The sequence below is a fragment of the Polaromonas sp. P5_D5 genome (assembly GCF_054049435.1).
In genome coordinates this window covers 169,091-187,742 of the sequence record NZ_JBFUMJ010000003.1, presented here as the reverse complement: position 1 = coordinate 187,742, position 18,652 = coordinate 169,091, and the positions used below count along the sequence as shown (strand labels likewise).

The window sequence follows — 18,652 nt, the reverse complement described above, 5'->3', positions numbered from 1 at the left end:
GCTCAGCGCTTGACACGGTAGGGCTCTTCGAATTCGCGGAAATCGTTCTCGGCCAGCGCGTCGTCGATCCAGGCTTTCACGCCCGGCAAGGCGCTCACGCGCTGGATGTAAGCGCCGATCCCGGCAGGCACCGGCAAGCCGTAGCGGCTCAGGCGCATGCAGACGGGTGCAAAAAAAGCGTCTGCAATGCTGAATTCGCCGAACAGCATGGGGCCTTTGTGCTGCTCCAGCAGCTCGCTCCACATCTCGACGATGCGCTGCACGTCGGCACGCACGGCCGATTTGTCGCGCCAAATCAGCTGGCCCATGTCCGACAGGTCTGCTTCGATGTTCATGGGGCAGGCCGAACGCAGCGCGCCAAAGCCGCTGTGCATTTCAGCGCATACGCTGCGCGCCCGGGCGCGCGCTTTCACATCCTGCGGCCAGAGCTTTTTCTCGGGAAAGCGTTCCGCGAGGTATTCAGCAATCGCCAGCGTGTCCCAGACGACAAAACCGTCATCGTCCAGCGCCGGCACCCGGCCGGTCGGGTTCACGCCGCCGATTTTTTCCTTGAAACTCGAGTTGGCATCGAACGAGTCAAAGCGCAGCTTGATTTCTTCAAAGGGAATGCCGGCCTGCTTGAGCAGCACCCAGGGGCGCATGGACCAGGAGGAGTAGTTTTTATTGCCGATGTAGAGCTTGAGCATGGTGTCCCTGTTCTGCTGACGATGAAGGAAAGAAGTCAAAGTGAAACGACTTGCGATGCTACCGCCGCACCAACGCGCTATTGATGCAAAAAATCCCCTGAATTAATGCCCACCCCCGTCCAGGCTCACTGCGTGTAGCCCGTTCCCCCCTCAAGGGGGCGGCGCCTGGGGCCGGCAAAGCCGGACCCGCGGCCCCCGCTGGCGAAATAGCCTAGCACTCATCACGCCCATTGAACTCTTCAAGCCAGCGTGAGCCGTGGAACCGGCTTTGCCGGGCCACAGGCACAGTCCCCTGCAAGGGGAAAAGGGCTACACACAGTGAGCCCGATAGGGGTGTGCCTGTTTTCGGCTTTGCCAGGCCGCAGGCGGGCGGCCCCCTCGGGGGGCAGGGAGCTACACGAAGTGAGCGACCGTGGGGGCCCTATTCCACCGTGGGGGCCTAAAAACGGCCGGCGGTTTTGCGTTTAGCCGTCAGCCCGCTGCGCAAGCCCTGTGCTCCCAGATAAGTAGGCCCCACAGCATCCAGCGCGGCAGGGTGGACACCCAGTGCCTGCAGGCCGGGCAGCTTGCCGGTGGCCACGTTGTCGGTGGCCATGGCGTCGAGGTTGTCGCGGCTCAGCAGCGGCTCTCCGGGCGCGAGCTCCATGAGGCGCGCCTGCAGGCGCCCCAGGGAATCCGGCAGGCTGATCACCGGACGGCCTTTGCCACCGTTGATACCGGCGTAGCGGCCGGCCAGCCCGACCAGCTGGCGCAGCGTGAACACGTCGGGCCCGCAAACTTCATAGATCTGGCCGGCGGTGTCGGGGTCTTGCAGGCAGTGCACGATGGCGTCGGCGACGTCTTCCACCCAGACGGGTTGAAAGCGCGCATCGGCGGCTGCAAGCGGAACCACCGGAAAGATCTGCTGGAGCCGGGCAAAGGTGTTGAGGAATTTGTCTTCAGCGCCAAAGATCACGCTGGGCCGCAGCACGGTCACATCCAGCCCGGTGCTGAGCAGCACGGCTTCACCGCGCGCCTTGCTGCGCTGGTACATCGATGCCGAACCGGGCGAAGCGCCCAGGGCGCTGATGTGAACGATGCGCCTGAGGCCGCTGGCTTCACAGGCCCGGGCCAGCTCCAGCGGCAGTTGCACATGCGCCTTGTCGAACGCGGCCTCTGTGCCGTGAAGGATGGCAATCAGGTTGACCACGGCGTCGTGGCCGGCCAGCAGCGGTGCCAGCGAGGAGGCATCGTGGGCGTCGGCCTCAATCACATCGACCAGCGGCAGCATTTGCAGGTGGCGGGCGCTGGCCTGCCGGCGTGTGACCACGGTGACGCGGCATTGCAGGCGTGCCAGCTTTTCGCAGACGTGCGCACCGACAAAGCCGGTGCCGCCAAGAAGAAGGATTTTTTTCATAACCCCTAATTTAGCGCTTTTACCGTGCCTTGCGTCCGGTTGGCTCATTCTTTGGCCATTCAGGCCTCCAGGCCAGGCTGGATGAGCGCAAGCAGCTATCAAATTAATAGCGATTTTTGGCCTTGCAGGATCCGCCCTTGGCCTACACGCCGGGGCCTGCACCGTCCCCATAATGATTGAATGAACATTTTTGAAGCACTGCGAACAAGCCACGTCACCCAGCGCGCCCTGGCGGACAACCTCATCAAAACGCAGGGCGACAGCAAGGAAAGAGCCACGCTGTTCAAGGAGCTCAAGCTTGAACTCGCGGCACATGCCGCGGCGGAAGAGCGTTTTTTTTATGTGCCGCTGATCGCGCACGACATGACGCAGGAACCCTCACGCCACGGCATTGCCGAACACCACCAGATGGACAAACTGGTGGAAACGCTGGAAGAAACCGATTTCAGCTCGCCCGCCTGGCTGGCCACGGCCAAAGAGCTGCACCACAAGATCTATCACCACCTTGAAGACGAGGAGCAGGGTGTGTTCCAGCTGGCAGGCAAAGTGTTGACCGAAGCCGAAAAGCTGTCGCTGGCCAAGGGCTATGAAGGCGAGTTCGTCTCGCAGCGCACGAAAAATTAAACCACCGCGGCGCCCCTGGACGAGCTTATGAACCGTCCCCGCGCTTGTCGTTGTCAGGCTTGAGCAGCGGTTCGGGCTTTTCCAGAAAACGCACCAGGCGCGGCACCAGCGCCAGGATGCCGAGCGCCAGCAGGGTGCTGAGGACCGCAGTGCTTTCACGCCCCATGCCGGCCGCCACGCCAATGGCCGCCGTCAGCCAGATGCCGGCGGCGGTGGTCAGGCCCTTGACCTGCTCTTCGTCGGGGTTGCCCTTGATGTGGCCCTTGAGTATGGTGCCCGCGCCCAGAAAGCCGATGCCGGCAATCACGCCCTGAATCACCCGGCTCAAGTCGGCGGTGATCATGCCGGACTGCTGCGACACCAGCACGAACATCGCGGAACCCATGGCCACCAGCATGTGCGTGCGCACCCCGGCGGCCTTGCCTTTTTGCTCGCGCTCTATGCCCAGCAGGCCGCCCAGCAACGCCGCCAGCGTGAGGCGAACCATGACGCGCGTGGCCTGCTCGGCATCGGGCAAATCTGAAAACTCCGAGGCAATGGTTTCACCGACTTGCTGCCACCAGGTGGACGCCATGCGGACTCCTTTAGATCGTAAACAGGTTCTTGCGTGTTCGGTTGAGGGATGGGCTCGCCCGATTGACTGTAGCGCGTCTGCCGTACGGCGTCACCGAAAAAGCCCTGTCCACCGTCAGGGATGGATTTTTTCGCCCCGCTTGAGCATGTCGGCGAACTTCACCAGCCGGCGCTCGCGTGTCTCGGCTTTCTTGGCGGTTTGCAGCCTGAACAAAATGGCGAAGCGATTGCGCGAGTCCAGCGACTCGAAGAAGGCTTTGGCCTTGGCGCTTTTCGCAAGCAGCGCCGCCAGGTCGTCAGGCACTGCCATCTTGCTCTGCGCGTCGTAGGCCGCATCCCAGCGGCCGTCGGCCTTGGCGCGTTCAACCTCGGCCAGTCCCGCCGGCTGCATGTCGCCGGATTCAATCAGTGCCAGGGCCTTGGCGCAGTTGACTTTGGACCAGGTGCTGCGGGCACGCCGCGGGGTGAATTTTTGCAAAAAATATTGCGCGTCCATGGAGTTCCTCTGGCCGTCTATCCAGCCGTGGCAGAGCGCGGCTTCCAGGGCTTGGGCGTGGGTGATGGAGGCTATGCCTGAATCCTTCTTCGCGATCTGCAGCCAGACACCGGCGCTGCTTGCGTGGTGTTTGGCCAACCACTTGGTGAAGGCCTGGGTGTCTTTGCAGCGCACGGTGGCAAGCGGGGCGGCGGGAGTCCTGGCAGGCGTTTTGGAAGCGGGTTTGACGGAGGTGGGCATGACGCATTTTGCGTGACGCGCGGGATTCAGGGCAAGCCATGGGGGCGATAGGTGGAGGTGAGTGCTATTAATTCAGGAGCTGCTAGCGCTCGTATTTAAAGGGTTTCAGCCACTTTTCGCATAAAAAAACCACCCGGAGGTGGTTTTCGGAGTCACGGCTGGCGGTCGCGTCTGGCTTTACTGCGTGATGTAGTCAGACACCACTTTCCAGCGCGCGTCCTGCAACATCGACAGGCGCGACTGGTTGTTGCCCAGGCGCTTTTGCGGGCCAAACTTGCCTTCAGAGCTGCCGAAGATGTCGGCCGGGATCACCATGGTGTCCATGGCCTTGATGAAGCTCTCGGTCGAGAGGTTGGCACCGGCCTTTTGCGAAGCGCGTATAAAGCTGTCGACCACTGTATAGCCGTAGACCGAGAACACCGTGGGGTCTTCATTGAAGGCTGTCTTGTACTTGTTGGCCCAGAAGCGGATGGGCTGCGAGGCTTCGTCCAGGTAGGGGTTTTGCACCGTCATGGTGGCGTAGAGGCCGTCCATGGCCTTGCCGCCCAGCTTGTGGATCAGGTCGGTGTAGGCGGCGCTGGAGCCCAGGAAGACGGGGTTGTAGCCCAGCTTGCGCGCGGTGCCGATGCCGCCAATGGTTTCTCGGATGATGGTGCCCAACACAACCAGGTCGCATTCAGAGGCCTTGAGCTTGGCGATCTGCGACGAGAAATCAGTGGCGCCGCGCTTGAAGGAAGTTTTCTCGACCATGGTCATGCCGAGGGTCTTCAGGCCATCATCGGCGCCGCGCTGCACTTCGAGGCCGAACTCATCGTCCTGGTACATCGAGCAGACCTTTTTGGCGTTCTTTTCCTTCACCAGCTTGGGCACGGCCGACTTCATCTGGTCGTAGTAAGTGGCAGCGAAGGAGTACTTGAGCTTGTGGAAGGGCTCGTACATTTCGCGTGCGGCCGTCACCGGGAAGAAGTTGATGACGTTTTTTTCGAACTGCACCGGCATGGCGGCCAGGTTTTGCGCCGTGCCCAGGTGGCCGACCATGGCGAAAATCTTGTCCTGGTTCACCAGCTTTTGCGCCGCCAGCACCGCCTTCTTCGGGTCGTAGCCCGAATCCTCGACGATCAGCTTGACCTTGCGGCCGTTGATGCCGCCTTGTTCGTTAAGTTCGTCCACCCGCAGCGTCATGCCGTTGCGGATCTGTTTGCCGAAGCCCGCGAGCGGTCCCGACAGGTCCTGGATGGAGCCGAGCGTGATCTCGGTTTTGCTGACGCCCTGGCTTTGCGCCTGTGCTGTGGCTGCCGACAAGGCGGCTGCACAGGCCAGCGCGGAAAGAACGGCGGTTGACTTCAGTTTCATGGTTTTGTCTCCTTAATGGTTCTTGTTTCTGGTTCACTCGATACACGGTGCTGGCGAAGGGCTCAGTACATGGCCTCAATTTGCGGGGCGTATTTTTTTTCTACGAGTTTGCGCTTGAGCTTCATGGTCGGCGTGAGCTCTTCGTCTTCCGCCGTGAGCTGCGTGTCGAGCAGGAAGAATTTCTTGATCTGCTCGACCCGCGCAAACTTCTTGTTGACCCGGTCGATCTCCGACTGGATCAATTCTTGCACTTCAGTGGCCCGCGTCAAGCTGGCGTAATTACTGAAGGGTATGTCCGCATCCTGGGCGAATTTCTCGACGTTTTCCTGGTCGATCATGATGATGACGGTGAGGTAGGCGCGCTTGTCACCGATGACCACCGCGTCGGTGATGTAGGGCGAGAACTTGAGTTCGTTTTCCAGCTCGCTGGGCGTCACGTTCTTGCCGCCGGCGGTGATGATGATGTCCTTCATCCGGTCGGTGATCCGGAAAAACCCTTGCGCGTCCATCACGCCAACGTCGCCGGTGTGCAGCCAGCCCTCGGCATCCAGCGTCTCGGCGGTTTTTTCAGGCTGGTTCAGGTAACCCAAAAAAACATTGGTGCCGCGCACCAGGATCTCGCCAGTGGCCGGGTCCAGCCGCATCTCGTTGTAGCCGGCGGCCGGGCCTATGGAGCCGGGCTTCATGCAACTGGCCGGCACGCCGCTGGCGGCGCCGCAGGTTTCCGTCATGCCCCAGACCTCCAGCATGGGAACCCCCAACGCCATGTACCACTTCACCAGGTCGGGCGAAATGGGCGCCGCACCCGTGACGCAAAACCGCGCCTTGTGAATGCCGATCAGCTTTCGCGTGTTGTTGAGTGCCAGCCAGCGCGCCAGCGTGAAGCGGGCCTTGAGCGATGTGCTGACCGGTTGGCCGGCCAGCACGGTGTCGGCGATGCGCATGCCCACGCCAATGCTCCAGGTATAGGCGGCCTGCTGCAGCCAGCTGGCTTCCTTCAGTGCGATCATCACGCCGGAATAAAACTTCTCCCACACACGCGGCACGGCGGTGAACACCGTGGGTGCGATCTCACGCACGTTTTCAGGAATGGTCTCGGGATTCTCGACAAAGTTGAGTTTGGCGCCCGCGTACATCGCAAAGTATTCACCGCCCATGCGCTCGGCGATATGGCACAGCGGCAAAAAGCACATGCGCTCGTCGTCTTCGTTTTGCGCGACGAGTGTGTTGTAGCCACGTGCGGTAAACACCAGTCCGCGCTGGCTGTGCATCGCGCCCTTGGGTTTGCCGGTGGTGCCAGAGGTGTAGACCAGGATGGCCAGGTCTTCAGGTTTGCAGGCAGCGGCGCTGTCTTTCACCGTGTTGGGATGGTCGGCCAGGTAGCTGCGGCCCAGCGCGCGCAGCTCGTCCAGTCCCATCACGCCGGGGTCATTCAGGTCGCGCAGGCCCTCGGTGTCGAACACGATGATCTTGCGGAGCAGGGGCAATTGCGGCCGCACTTCCAGCGCCTTGTCGAGCTGCTCGTCGTCTTCGACAAATAGCGTGGTGGTGCGCGAATCTTCACAGAGGTAGTGCACCTGCGAGGCGGCGTCGGTGGGGTAGATGCCGCTGCAAACCCCGCCGCAGCTGAGCACCGCCAGATCGGCCAGCACCCATTCGATGACGGTGTTGGAAAGGATGGAGGCGCATTCGCCGCGCGGAAAGCCCAGGGCGAGCAGCCCGGCGGCGATTTCGCGCACCGCATCGCCGGTTTGCGTCCAGGTCCAGCTGCGCCAGATGCCGAGCTTTTTCTGCCGCATCCAGGTTTTGTGGCTGCGCTGCTCCACCGCGTTCCAGAACACCGCAGGGATGGTTTCGCCTGGCATGACGATGGCATGCTCGGGCTGGATGTGTGAAAGATCCCAAAGATTGCTCATTCAGTCACCGCCACGTCTTCTTTTTCTTCCAACGCCGCTCGCCGCGCACGCCGTCTTCTTTCATGCCGAGGTAGAACTCCTTGATGTCCTCTTTCTCGCGCAGGCGGGCGCAGGTGTCTTCCATCACGATGCGGCCGTTTTCCAGCACATAGCCGTAGTCCGACGCGTTGAGCGCCATGTTGGCGTTCTGCTCGACCAGCAGGATAGTGGTGCCGCGCTCGCGGTTGATGCGCACCACGATCTCGAAAATTTCCTTGGTGAGCTTGGGTGACAAGCCCAGGCTGGGTTCGTCGAGAAGGATCAGGTCGGGCGAAGCCATGAGCGCGCGCGAGATTGCCAGCATCTGCTGCTGCCCGCCCGACAGCAGCCCGGCGTCTTGCAGGGCGCGCTCTTTCAGGATCGGGAAGTAGCCGTACACCGCTTCCATGTCGAGCGCCACGCCGTCGCGGTCCTTGCGGGTGTAGGCACCCATCAGCAGATTGTCGCGTACGCTGAGCAAAGGGAATACCTCGCGTCCCTCAGGCACATGCGACAAGCCCTGCTGCACGATATGAGCCGGGTCCTGCGCCGTGATGTCCTCGCCCTTGAAGTCGATGGAGCCCTTGCGCGGATCGAGGATGCCCGAGATGGTCTTGAGGATGGTGGATTTGCCCGCGCCGTTGGAGCCCAGCACCGTGGCAATTTCGCTGCGGCGCACCTGCAGGCTGATGCCGCGTATGGCCTTGATCGGGCCGTAGGAGCTCTCGACGTTGAGGAGCTTCAGTACCGGTTGGTCGCTGACGGGTGGGGGAACTGCACTCATGCCGTTCTCCTTAAAGACGTGACCTCATCCACCGAACCAAGGTAAGCCTCAATCACGCCAGGATCGTTCTGCACCTCGCGCGGCGTGCCCATGGCCAGCACCTCGCCCTGGTTCATGGCCAGCACGCGGTCTGACACGCGGGAGACCAGTGACATATCGTGCTCGACCATCAGCACCGTGATGCCCAGCTCMTGCTGGATGTCCTGGATCCAGAAGGCCATGTCGCCGGTTTCTTCCACATTGAGGCCGGAAGAGGGCTCGTCGAGCAGCAGCAACTGCGGCTCGGTGCACAGCGCCCGCGCCAGCTCGACCACCTTGCGCACGCCGTAGGGAAGACCTGCGACCATCGAATCGCGGTGATGTTGCAGGTCGAGGAAGTCAATGACCTGCTCGGCTTTTTCGCGTGCCAGCAGTTCGGCATCTCGCGCCCTGGCGGTAAAAAACAGGTCGTGCAGCAAACCTGTCTGCCGGTGCGTGTGCCGGCCAATCAGCAGGTTGTGCAGCACGGTGGCGTGCTCAAACAGCTCGATGTTCTGGAAGGTGCGCGCAATACCCAGCGAAGCAATCTTGTGGGGCGGCTGGTAGGTGAGCTTTTCGCCGCGGTATTCAATCTCGCCGGTGGTGGGTGTGTAGATGCGGCTGATCAGGTTGAACACCGTGGTCTTGCCCGCGCCGTTGGGGCCGATGAGCGTGAAGACTTCGCCCTGCTTGACGTCAAAGCTCACGTTGTTGACCGCCAGCACGCCGCCGAAGCGAACGCTGAGGTTTTTGGCGGAAAGGAGGGTCGTGCTCATTTCAGGCGATCTGACTTCTGGAATGATTTCTGCCGTTTAAAGAGCCCTTTTCTGTAGAAAGGAAAGAGCTGCAAATAGGTGCGAATCTTCAGCCAGCGGCCATACAGCCCCATCGGCTCAAACAGCACAAAGGCGATCAGCACAATGCCGTAGACCGCCGCCTGCAGGCCGGGGGCCTGGCCTATGGTGGCGGGCAAATAGTCTTTGGTGAGGCCAATCACCTGCGGCATGGAGATCAGGAAGATGGCGCCCAGAAAAGCACCGTGTACCGAGCCCACGCCGCCGATCACGATCATCAAGAGCAGGTCGATGGACTGCAGGATGTTGAACTGGTCGGGCGAGATGAACTGCAGCTTGTGCGCATAGAGCGCGCCGGCCACGCCGGCCAGCGCCGCAGACAGCGCAAAAGACAGCGTCTTGTAGCGCGCCAGGTGGATACCCATGCTCTGCGCCGAAATCTCGGAATCGCGGATCGCGACAAAGGCCCGGCCCGTGGGCGAGCGCAGCAGGTTGAGGATGGCCAGCGTGGCCGCCACGGTGATGAGGAGGCAGAGGAAATAGAAGGACTCGCCGCTGGCCAGCTTCCAGCCGAACATGTCGGGTGCCTTGATGTGGATGCCCGCATTGCCGCCGGTAACACTTTCCCAGCGTGCAAACACTTCTTCAACAATGAAGCCAAAAGACAGCGTCGCCATGCCGAGGTAAATGCCCTTCACGCGCAGGGCGGGCAGGCCCACGACCAGGCCCACGGCGGCTGATAGCCCGGCGGCGCACAACAAGGCGATGGGAAAGGGCAGGCCGGCGTTGGTCATCACCGCCTGCGTGTAAGCGCCGACGCCCAGAAAGGCCGCGTGCCCCAAAGAGAAGAGGCCGGTGAAACCCGCCAGCAACATCAGGCCCAGCCCGGCGATGGCGTAGATCATCACGAAGGTGAGTTGTGCGAGCCAGTATTCGGGGAACAACCACGGTGCCGCTAGCAACAGCAACATCAGTGCGCCGTACCAGAACACATGGCCTGCGTGCTTGGCCAGTTTGATGTCCTGGCCGTAATCGGTTTTAAAGATGAACCTCATGAGAAGGCTCCCCCCCGAAGCGCCTTCGGCGCCTCCCCCTCGGGGGGCGCCACTAGCGGCCCGGCAAAGCCGGTTCCACGGTGGCCTGGCTTTAAGGGATGGCACGCGTTGACCTGCTTGTTCGTCATACTTTTTTTCGGAGCTTCTCGCCGAACAGGCCGCTGGGCTTGACCATCAGCATGATGAGCACTACCACATAGGCGGCGATGTCCTTGAAGCCGTCGGGCAAATAAAAGCCCGAGAACGATTCAACCAGGCCGATCACCAGCCCGCCCACAATCGCGCCGGGCAGACTGCCGAAACCGCCTACCACCGCGGCCGGGAAAGCCTTGAGCCCGATAAAACCCATGTTGGCATGCACAAAGGTGATGGGCGCGAGCAGGAGCCCGGCAATCGCCGCGACGGCCGAGGCCAGTGCCCACACCAGGCCGTTAAGCCGCTTGACGGGAATGCCCATGTAGTACGCAGCCAGCTGGTTTTGCGACGACGCCTGCATGGCGATGCCCAGCTTGCTGTACTTGAACATCGCAAACAAGACGAGGCACAGCGCTGCGGTGGTGACGATGATGGCAACCTGCTCGACATTGATGACCAGCGCGCCCAGGCTCCAGATCTGGTCTTTGTAGGGCACGGGCAGCACATAGGTTTCGGTGCCTATGCCGGGGATCATGGTGATAAGGCCGCGCGCCGTGTAGCCGACGCCGATGGTGAGCATGACGATGGAAAACGCGGGCTGGCCGAGGATGGGGCGTATTACGAGGCGCTCCAGCACCATGCCGAACAACGCCATACCCGCAATCGCGCTGATCACCGCCAACCAGAAGGGAAACCCCAGCAAGGTCATGCAGGCCAGGCCGCCGAACGCGCCCAGCATCATCAGTTCGCCCTGCGCGAAGCTGACCGTCTCGGTGGCCTTGTAGATGAGCACAAAGCCCAGCGCGATCAGCCCGTAGATGCAGCCTTGGGCAATACCGCTGATGAGCAGTTGCAAGAATTGCACGTCGCGGTCTCCCCTGTAATGAGCTTTGGTTATAGCTGTCGCCTAAAGGTCTGTCGCTAGGGGTTGTTCCGAATACGTGTCGCCTTGGTGATCAAGCGTAATCCCTAGATGGAACGAAATGTTCGAATCGGCGCCGGCCTGGGTTTCTACGGCGACGCATGGGAGCCTGTGGCCGCGAGCATTGAGCGTGGTGGTGTTCACTACATCGCAAGCGACCATCTGGCCGAGCTGACGCTGGCCATCCTGCAAAAGGACCGGCAGCGCGACCCTGCACTGGGCTATGCACGCGATGTGGTCCCCATGCTGATGAAGCTGTGGCCGTTGATGCAGGCGCGCGGCGTCAAGTTCATCTGCAACGCGGGCGGGCTCAATCCTGCGGGCGCCGGCGCTGCCTTGCGCGCGGCGTTTGCGGCCAAGGGATGGAAGGCGCGCATCGCGGTGGTCACCGGTGACGAAGTGTTGCCGCAGCTCGCAGAGCTCGCGCCGCCGCATATGTTCAACGGCCAGGCGTTTGAGTCCGTGCGGGAGCGCATGGTGTTTGCCAATGCCTATGTGGGCGCGCGGCCTATTGTGTCGGCGCTGCAGCAGGGCGCCGATATTGTGGTGACAGGGCGCGTCGCCGATGCGGCGCTGTTCCTGGCGCCGCTGGTGCATGAATTCAACTGGAAGCTGGAGGACGCAAAAACGCCGGCCGAGCTGGATCGGCTGGCGCAAGGGCTGGCGGTGGGGCACTTGCTCGAATGTTCGGGCCAGGGCAGCGGCGGCAACTTTGGCAGCCAGCAGGCGTGGAAGGCCATTCCCGATCTCGCCCACATCGGCTATCCCATCGCCGAGGTCAGCGTAGACGGCACGGCGCTGATCACCAAGGCACCGGGCACGGGTGGCCGCATCAATTTCGATACGGTGCGCCAGCAACTGCTGTATGAAGTGCACGACCCGGGGCACTATGCCTCGCCCGATGTGGTGATGGATTTATCGGCGGTGCGGCTCGAAGACCTGGGCGACGATGCCGTGCGCATGACGGGCGTGCGCGGCCACGCGCGGCCCGCGCAGCTCAAGGTGGTGGGCGGGTTTCGCGACGGCTACAAGGCCGAGGTCACCTGGGGCTTTAGCTGGCCTGATGCGCATGACAAGGCACTGGCAGCTGTGGAGATGGTGAAAGCCCGGCTGAGGGAAAAGCGCCAGGCGCATGACGAACTCTTTGTCGAATTCCCGGGGCTCAACTCGGCACATGGCCCACTGGCGCCACTGCCTGCGCCTGCAGTGCTGGCGGAGCTCAACGAGGTCTGGGTTCGTATGGCGATCAGGACGCAGGACAAAGCGGTGGCCGAAGGTTTTGGCCGGCTCTTTCCGTGGATGGCCTTGAGCGGGCCGGCCTATACCTGCGGCTTTCACGGCCTGAACAGCAGCAGTGAGTTGTTAGGCATCTGGCCTGCGCTGATTGACCGGCAAGCGGTTGAGGCGGCGGTGTGTGTGGAGGTGTTGCAGTCATGAGGGTGCAATTGGTGAAGCTCGCGCATGCGCGCAGCGGCGACAAGGCCGACTGGGTGGACTTTGGCCTCTTTGCCTGGAACGAGGCGGGCTACCGGATCATGGAGCGCGAGGTGACGGCCGAACGCGTGCAGGCGCACTTTGCGCCCTGGCTGCCGGGCGCGGTGCAATGCTGGTGCTTGCCCAGTATCCTGGCCCTCAAGCTGGTATTGCAGGGCGCGCTGCAAGGCGGTGGCGCGCGCAACCTGCGCATGGACAACCTGGGCAAGGCCATGGCAGCAGCGCTGCTGCGCATGGAGATCGAAGTCAGCGAGGCAGAGCTGGAAGAAGCTCAGGCTGCCCCTCGTGCGGGCTGGTGGGGTGCCTGACGGGGATTGCGTAAAAATTTAAGCAAAAAAAGCCTGTACGCCTTTTGTATCGGGCGCAAGCAGCTATCAAATAAATAGCATACAGGTGGCGGGTGAAGGTGCCTGGCACCCGGGCGTCAGGCCTTGGGAATCTTGCGGGGCTTGCCGAAATCGTCAATGGCCACGTAAGTCAGGCTGGCTTCCGTGACCTTGATGTAGCGGCCCTGGGCGCGGAAGCGCTCGGCGTAGACCTCAACCTGGACCGTGATGGACGTGGTGCCGATACGGGTCACGCAGGAAAAAAACGACAGGATGTCGCCGACCCGCACGGGCTGCTTGAAAATGAACTGGTTGACGGCCACGGTCGCCATGCGCCCGTCCACGTGGCGGGCCGGTACCACCGAGCCGGCCAGGTCGACCTGCGCCATGACCCAGCCGCCGAAGATGTCGCCGTTGGCATTGCAGTCGGCCGGCATGGGAATGACCTTGAGCACCAGTTCCTTGTCGGTGGGCAACTGGACGTTCAGGGCGTCCTCGGCGTGAATGTCCGTATGGGTGCTTGATTCGGTAGACATAGGCACAATCTGAAAAAGTTATTACAACAACCTACACGATTGTCCCTCATGCGCTCCCGAGCTTCCGCTGTTGATTCTTCCCTGGCCGTGCCTGCCGCCGCGTCAGCGCCGGGCGCCGGCAAGGCGCTCGCGCTCCAGCGCTCGGACCTTGGCACCCTCAAACGCCTTTTCCCCTACCTGTGGGATTACAAATGGCGCGTGCTGGCGGCCCTGAGCTTCATGGTGGGCGCCAAGATGGCCAACGTTGGTGTGCCGCTCTTGCTGAAGAACCTGGTCGACGCCATGAACTTCAAACCGGGCGACGCACAGGCGGTGCTGGTGGTGCCGGTGGCGCTGCTGCTGGCCTACGGCCTGCTGCGCCTGTCGACCACGCTTTTTACCGAACTGCGCGAACTGGTGTTTGCCAAAGCCACCGAAGGCGCGGCGCGGCGGATTTCGCTGGAAGTGTTCCGGCACCTGCATGCGCTCAGCCTGCGCTTTCACCTGGAGCGGCAAACCGGCGGCATGACGCGCGACATCGAGCGCGGCACGCGCGGCGTGCATTCGCTGATTTCGTACTCGCTCTACAGCATCATCCCCACGCTGATTGAAGTGACGTTGGTGCTGACGCTGCTGGCCGTCAAGTTCGACGTCTGGTTTGCCGGCATCACGGGCATCGCGCTCGTGTTCTACATTTTCTTCACCGTCACGGTGACCGAATGGCGCACACAGTTCCGCAAGGCCATGAATGAGCTCGATTCGTCGGCCCACAGCCGCGCCATCGACTCGCTGCTGAACTACGAAACCGTCAAGTATTTCAACAACGAAGAGTTTGAAGCCGCACGCTACGACGAAAACCTGCAGCGTTACCGGCGCGCCGCCATCAAGAGCCAGAACACGCTGAGCCTGCTCAATACCGGGCAGCAGCTCATCATCGCCATCGGGCTGGTGGCCATGCTCTGGCGCGCAACCCAGGGCGTGGTGGACGGTCGCATGACGCTGGGCGACCTGGTGATGGTCAATGCCTTCATGATCCAGCTCTACATTCCGCTCGGTTTCCTGGGTGTGATCTACCGCGAGATCAAGCAAAGCCTGACCGACCTGGACAAGATGTTTGTGTTGATGGAGCGGGAGCGTGAAATCGCCGACGTGCCGGGTGCCCAGCCTATCGTCATCGAAGGTACGCCGGCGGTACGTTTTGAGAATGTAAATTTTGCCTACGACCCGGCACGGCCCATCCTGCACAACGTGAGCTTTGAAATTCCGCCGGGCAAGACCGTCGCGGTGGTGGGCTCTTCGGGCGCCGGCAAGTCCACGCTGGCGCGCCTGCTCTACCGCTTTTACGATGTCCAGCAGGGCTGCATCACCATTGCCGGCCAGGACATCAAGCAGGTCACACAGTCCAGCGTGCGCCAGTCCATCGGCATCGTGCCGCAGGACACGGTGCTGTTCAACGACACGGTGGAATACAACATCGCCTACGGCAAGCCGGGCGCCAGCCATGCCGAGGTCGAGGAAGCGGCGCGTGCGGCCCGCATCCACGGGTTTATTGCCTCTACGCCGCTGGGTTACCAGACCATGGTGGGCGAGCGGGGCCTGAAGCTGTCGGGCGGCGAAAAGCAGCGGGTGGCCATTGCCCGCACCTTGCTGAAAAACCCGCCGGTAGTGATTTTTGACGAAGCCACTTCGGCGCTGGATTCGGCCAATGAGCGCGCCATCCAGGCCGAGCTGCGCACTGCCGCGCAAAACAAGACCACGCTGGTGATTGCGCACCGGTTGTCTACCGTGGTGGACGCGCATGAGATCCTGGTGATGGACGCCGGGCGCATTGTGGAGCGCGGCACGCACGCACAGTTGCTGGCCATGGAGGGCGCTTATGCACGCATGTGGGCGCTGCAGCAGAGTTCGGCAGAGGCTTGAGATTTAAGTGAAATCCAGGTTTTAACCATAACTGACGGGCGCAAGCAGCTATAAAATTAATAGCAAGCTGATGCCGGCACGGTTGGCCGGAATTTGCGGTTTCCAGGTAGCCATGGGATTCCCCGTAGGTAGAAAGACTGCCTGAGCTCGCATAATTGGTTCATGGAAACCAAATGGCTGGAAGATTTTGTGAGCCTGGCTGAAACCCGCAGTTTCAGCCGCTCCGCCCAATTGCGTCATGTCACCCAGCCCGCGTTTTCACGGCGTATCCAGGCGCTGGAAGCCTGGGCCGGTACCGACCTGGTGGACCGCAGCTCATATCCCACGCGGCTCACCCCTGCCGGAGAAACCCTGTACAGCCAGTCGCTGGAGATGCTGCAGGGCCTGCAGTCGACCCGCGCCATGCTGCGCGGCCACACCTCGGCCGGGCAGGACGTCATCGAGTTCGCGGTGCCGCACACCCTGGCATTTACCTTCTTTCCGGCCTGGGTCAGCAGCTTGCGCGAGAAGTTCGGCCCCATCAAGAGCCGCTTGATCGCGCTGAACGTGCACGATGCCGTATTGCGACTGGTTGAAGGCAGCTGCGACCTGTTGATCGCCTACCACCACGATTCCCAGCCTTTCCAGCTGGACCCGGACCGCTATGAAATGGTGTCGTTGGGCCAGGAAGTGCTGGCACCTTTTGTCAGGGCCAATTCCGCGGGTGAGCCCGAGTTCAGCCTGCCGGGCCGCGCCGGCCAGCCCTTGCCTTATCTGGGCTATGCGCCGGGCGCCTACCTGGGCCGCATGGTCGACATGATCCTCAAGCAGTCGAGCACGGCCATCCACCTGGACCGGGTGTACGAAACCGATATGGCCGAAGGCCTGAAGGCGATGGCGCTGGAAGGCCACGGCATCGCATTTTTGCCGCTCAGCGCCGTCAAGAAGGAATTGAGGGCCAAAAAACTGGTCAGCGCCGGCGGTAATCTGGAAATGACCATGGACGTGCGCGTGTACCGTGAGCGGCCCACCTCCAAGGAGTCTGCCAAAACCCATGCCCAGGCCTTGTGGACTTACCTGCAGGCACAAACCGGCGGCAAGGAAAAGGCTGGCGGCCGCGGCGCGGGGGCACCGGCATCGCGCTAGCCGACCGCTAGTTGCCTAAGCGGGCTGGCCTTGCGGTCAAATGCTGGCATCAGACTGACGACTAGTAGTAACCCTAAGTGGTTATAAGAAAAATGCATGGAAGATCGTCGAAACAGCATTGGTGTTTTGACATCTCCAAATTTACAGTTCGTGACGTTCAAATTTTGGTGCTTGCCCGTGCTTGTTGATTCATTTGCTGTCTGCGTTGCCTTCCTTACGGCCCTTTGTGCGGCATCGGTCTGCGCAAGGCACGGCGCCATTCGGGTGATCGCCCAGCCTGTGCGGCCACGAGTGCAGGCGGCCTGACGGTCCGCTGGCACAAAGACTGCTTACATCTGCCGTATAGTTCCGGACTTTTAATGCGTGCACCATTTTGGAAAACCCCAGAAATTGCTGTCAATGCTGCGGGTTTGCAAAACCATCAACCCTTTCACGCCGTCCGCTTTCCCCCATTTTTAGAGGCCGGGTAAACCTAGGCGTAGCCCGGGAACCAACTCTCTAGAATAGTTCGCTAATCGTTTCATTCATTACAGGAGATTCCATGAAACTCAAGCTAGTCGCTCTGTCTGTTGCATTGCTCGCCACCGGCGGTGCGTTTGCCGACACCCTTTCCAAAGTCAAGGCTTCAGGCGTTGTGACCATGGGCGTGCGTGACTCCTCCGGTGCACTGTCCTATACCCTCGGTGACGGCAAATACACCGGCTACCACGTCGAAATCTGCCAGCGCATCCTGGCCGGCCTCGAAAAAGCCGCCGAGCGCAAGCTGGAAGTCAAATACCAGCCCGTGACCTCGCAAAACCGCATTCCCCTCGTGCAAAACGGCACAGTCGACATCGAGTGCGGCTCCACCACCAACAACGCGACCCGTCAAAAAGACGTGGCCTTCGTCGTGACCACCTTCGTCGAAGAAGTCCGCATCGCGGTGAAAGCCACCTCCGGCATCACCTCCGTTGCCCAGCTCAGCGGCAAGACCGTGGCCACCACCACGGGTACCACTTCCGTGCAGACGCTGCGCAAGAACAAGCGCGCCACCGGCGTCGAGTTCAAGGAAATCTTCGGCAAGGACCACTCCGACAGCTTCCTGCTGCTCGAATCGGGCCGCGCCGATGCGTTCGTCATGGACGGTTCCATCCTGGCCGGCAACATCGCCACCGCCAAGAAGCCTTCGGACTTCAAGATCGTTGGTGAAGTGTTGAGCGTCGAGCCCATCGCCATCATGATCCGCAAGGATGACCCGCTGCTCAAGCGCCTGGCCGACGACACGGTCAAGGGCATGATCAAGTCGGGCGAGATGAACAAGCTGTGGACCAAATGGTTCCTGTCGCCGATTCCTCCGAAGAACACCAAGGTGGGCCTGGCACTGAGCGCCAGCACCAAGGCTGCCTGGGACAATCCGAACGACAAGCCCATGGAAGAGTACGCCCAGAAGTAATTCGGGTCAGGTAAATTGAGAACCCCGCCGGACATCATGCTCTGGCGGGGTTTCTCGTTTACCGTGGCATGGAAAAACAACACAACAACCCTTTGCTGGAGCCGTGATGACTTGGGATTGGCAGGTATTTCTAAATGACGACGGTAGTGGCCGAACCTACTTGCAATGGATGTTTGACGCATGGGGCTGGACGCTGTCCGTCGCCGGTGCATCCTGGGTGATCGCCATGCTGTTTGGCGCGCTGGTCGGCACACTGCGCACCTTGCCCAACAGCCCGTGGCTTGTCCGCTTTGCCAATGCCTGGGTCGAGCTGTTTCGCAACGTTCCCTTGCTGGTCCAGATTTTCATCTGGTACTTTGTGGTTCCCAAAATTTTCCCCGCCATGAAGGAGCTGCCCAGCTTCATCCTGGTGGTGTTCGCTCTCGGATTTTTCACCTCGGCGCGTATTGCCGAGCAGGTCAGGGCCGGCGTGCAGGCCTTGCCGCGCGGCCAGCGCTATGCCGGCATGGCCATGGGCTTTACCACCGTGCAGACGTACCGCTACGTGATCCTGCCCATGGCTTTTCGCATCATCATTCCGCCGCTCACCAGCGAGTCGATGAACCTCTTGAAAAATTCCTCCGTGGCTTTCGCGGTGTCGATCGCCGAGCTCACTATGTTCGCCATGCAGGCGCAGGAAGAAACTTCGCGCGGCATTGAGATCTACCTGGCGGTGACGGCCCTTTATGCAATCTCTGCCTTCGCGGTCAACCGGGTCATGGCCTTTGTTGAAAAGAAGGTCCAGATTCCCGGCTTCGTCGTAGCCGGCTCAACGGGCGGAGGGCACTGAC

At 61.3% G+C, this 18,652-nt stretch carries 18 protein-coding genes; 7 read left to right on the top strand and 11 right to left on the bottom strand.

The window, feature by feature from the left end:
- Window positions 1-2 precede the first annotated feature (2 nt).
- Together ACXJKE_RS13665 and ACXJKE_RS13660 are read right to left on the bottom strand one after the other, a co-directional pair.
- On the bottom strand, window positions 3-686 hold the full coding sequence (locus ACXJKE_RS13665) for a glutathione S-transferase family protein (protein ID WP_457281144.1): 684 nt from the start codon (window positions 684-686) through the stop codon (window positions 3-5).
- Window positions 687-1,125: 439 nt separating this feature from the next.
- Complete coding sequence (locus ACXJKE_RS13660; protein WP_457281143.1) at window positions 1,126-2,082, bottom strand: complex I NDUFA9 subunit family protein; 957 nt, start codon at window positions 2,080-2,082, stop codon at window positions 1,126-1,128.
- Between the two features lie 180 nt (window positions 2,083-2,262).
- Between ACXJKE_RS13660 and ACXJKE_RS13655 the strand changes: the two genes are divergently transcribed.
- Window positions 2,263-2,706: a hemerythrin domain-containing protein gene (locus ACXJKE_RS13655; protein WP_457281142.1), complete on the top strand. Its 444-nt coding sequence runs from the start codon at window positions 2,263-2,265 to the stop codon at window positions 2,704-2,706.
- A 25-nt stretch (window positions 2,707-2,731) separates the two neighbouring features.
- Here ACXJKE_RS13655 and ACXJKE_RS13650 read toward each other — a convergent pair whose 3' ends face one another.
- The 8 genes from ACXJKE_RS13650 to ACXJKE_RS13615 form a co-directional block, all read right to left on the bottom strand.
- Window positions 2,732-3,280, bottom strand: coding sequence for an MgtC/SapB family protein (locus ACXJKE_RS13650; protein WP_457281141.1), 549 nt, complete (start codon window positions 3,278-3,280; stop codon window positions 2,732-2,734).
- A gap of 114 nt (window positions 3,281-3,394) precedes the next feature.
- Window positions 3,395-4,015 carry a YdeI/OmpD-associated family protein gene (locus ACXJKE_RS13645; RefSeq protein WP_457281140.1) on the bottom strand — a complete coding sequence of 207 codons (621 nt, stop codon included), beginning with the start codon at window positions 4,013-4,015 and terminating at the stop codon, window positions 3,395-3,397.
- A 177-nt stretch (window positions 4,016-4,192) separates the two neighbouring features.
- Window positions 4,193-5,368 (bottom strand): ABC transporter substrate-binding protein, encoded by a 1,176-nt coding sequence (locus ACXJKE_RS13640; RefSeq protein ID WP_457281139.1) that lies wholly within the window; start codon window positions 5,366-5,368, stop codon window positions 4,193-4,195.
- Between the two features lie 62 nt (window positions 5,369-5,430).
- Entirely contained in the window at window positions 5,431-7,284 is a 1,854-nt protein-coding gene (locus ACXJKE_RS13635; protein ID WP_457281138.1) for an AMP-dependent synthetase/ligase, read from the bottom strand.
- Window positions 7,285-7,288: 4 nt separating this feature from the next.
- Window positions 7,289-8,086, bottom strand: coding sequence for an ABC transporter ATP-binding protein (locus tag ACXJKE_RS13630; protein WP_457281137.1), 798 nt, complete (start codon window positions 8,084-8,086; stop codon window positions 7,289-7,291).
- Window positions 8,083-8,880 carry an ABC transporter ATP-binding protein gene (locus ACXJKE_RS13625; protein WP_457281136.1) on the bottom strand — a complete coding sequence of 266 codons (798 nt, stop codon included), beginning with the start codon at window positions 8,878-8,880 and terminating at the stop codon, window positions 8,083-8,085. Before ACXJKE_RS13625 ends, ACXJKE_RS13630 begins: the two co-directional genes overlap by 4 nt.
- A complete protein-coding gene (locus tag ACXJKE_RS13620) occupies window positions 8,877-9,953 on the bottom strand; it encodes a branched-chain amino acid ABC transporter permease (RefSeq protein WP_457281135.1) in 1,077 nt (358 codons plus the stop codon). Before ACXJKE_RS13620 ends, ACXJKE_RS13625 begins: the two co-directional genes overlap by 4 nt.
- Before the next feature lie 124 nt (window positions 9,954-10,077).
- Entirely contained in the window at window positions 10,078-10,953 is an 876-nt protein-coding gene (locus tag ACXJKE_RS13615) for a branched-chain amino acid ABC transporter permease (RefSeq protein WP_457281134.1), read from the bottom strand.
- A 108-nt stretch (window positions 10,954-11,061) separates the two neighbouring features.
- Between ACXJKE_RS13615 and ACXJKE_RS13610 the strand changes: the two genes are divergently transcribed.
- Together ACXJKE_RS13610 and ACXJKE_RS13605 are read left to right on the top strand one after the other, a co-directional pair.
- A complete protein-coding gene (locus ACXJKE_RS13610) occupies window positions 11,062-12,447 on the top strand; it encodes an acyclic terpene utilization AtuA family protein (protein ID WP_457281133.1) in 1,386 nt (461 codons plus the stop codon).
- A complete protein-coding gene (locus tag ACXJKE_RS13605; protein WP_457281132.1) occupies window positions 12,444-12,812 on the top strand; it encodes an AtuA-related protein in 369 nt (122 codons plus the stop codon). The genes ACXJKE_RS13610 and ACXJKE_RS13605 overlap by 4 nt, the downstream gene beginning before the upstream one ends.
- Before the next feature lie 116 nt (window positions 12,813-12,928).
- On the opposite strand, the gene ACXJKE_RS13600 is transcribed toward ACXJKE_RS13605, so the two are convergent.
- On the bottom strand, window positions 12,929-13,366 hold the full coding sequence (locus tag ACXJKE_RS13600) for an acyl-CoA thioesterase (protein ID WP_457281131.1): 438 nt from the start codon (window positions 13,364-13,366) through the stop codon (window positions 12,929-12,931).
- A 48-nt stretch (window positions 13,367-13,414) separates the two neighbouring features.
- Here ACXJKE_RS13600 and ACXJKE_RS13595 point away from each other — a divergent pair, with 48 nt between their 5' ends.
- The 4 genes from ACXJKE_RS13595 to ACXJKE_RS13580 all read left to right on the top strand — a co-directional run bounded on the left by ACXJKE_RS13595 (window position 13,415) and on the right by ACXJKE_RS13580 (window position 18,651).
- On the top strand, window positions 13,415-15,265 hold the full coding sequence (locus tag ACXJKE_RS13595; RefSeq protein ID WP_457281130.1) for an ABCB family ABC transporter ATP-binding protein/permease: 1,851 nt from the start codon (window positions 13,415-13,417) through the stop codon (window positions 15,263-15,265).
- A gap of 162 nt (window positions 15,266-15,427) precedes the next feature.
- Window positions 15,428-16,390: a LysR substrate-binding domain-containing protein gene (locus ACXJKE_RS13590; RefSeq protein WP_457281129.1), complete on the top strand. Its 963-nt coding sequence runs from the start codon at window positions 15,428-15,430 to the stop codon at window positions 16,388-16,390.
- Between the two features lie 541 nt (window positions 16,391-16,931).
- On the top strand, window positions 16,932-17,822 hold the full coding sequence (locus tag ACXJKE_RS13585) for a transporter substrate-binding domain-containing protein (RefSeq protein WP_457281128.1): 891 nt from the start codon (window positions 16,932-16,934) through the stop codon (window positions 17,820-17,822).
- A gap of 106 nt (window positions 17,823-17,928) precedes the next feature.
- Window positions 17,929-18,651 carry an amino acid ABC transporter permease gene (locus ACXJKE_RS13580; protein WP_457281127.1) on the top strand — a complete coding sequence of 241 codons (723 nt, stop codon included), beginning with the start codon at window positions 17,929-17,931 and terminating at the stop codon, window positions 18,649-18,651.
- Window position 18,652: the final 1 nt, after the last annotated feature.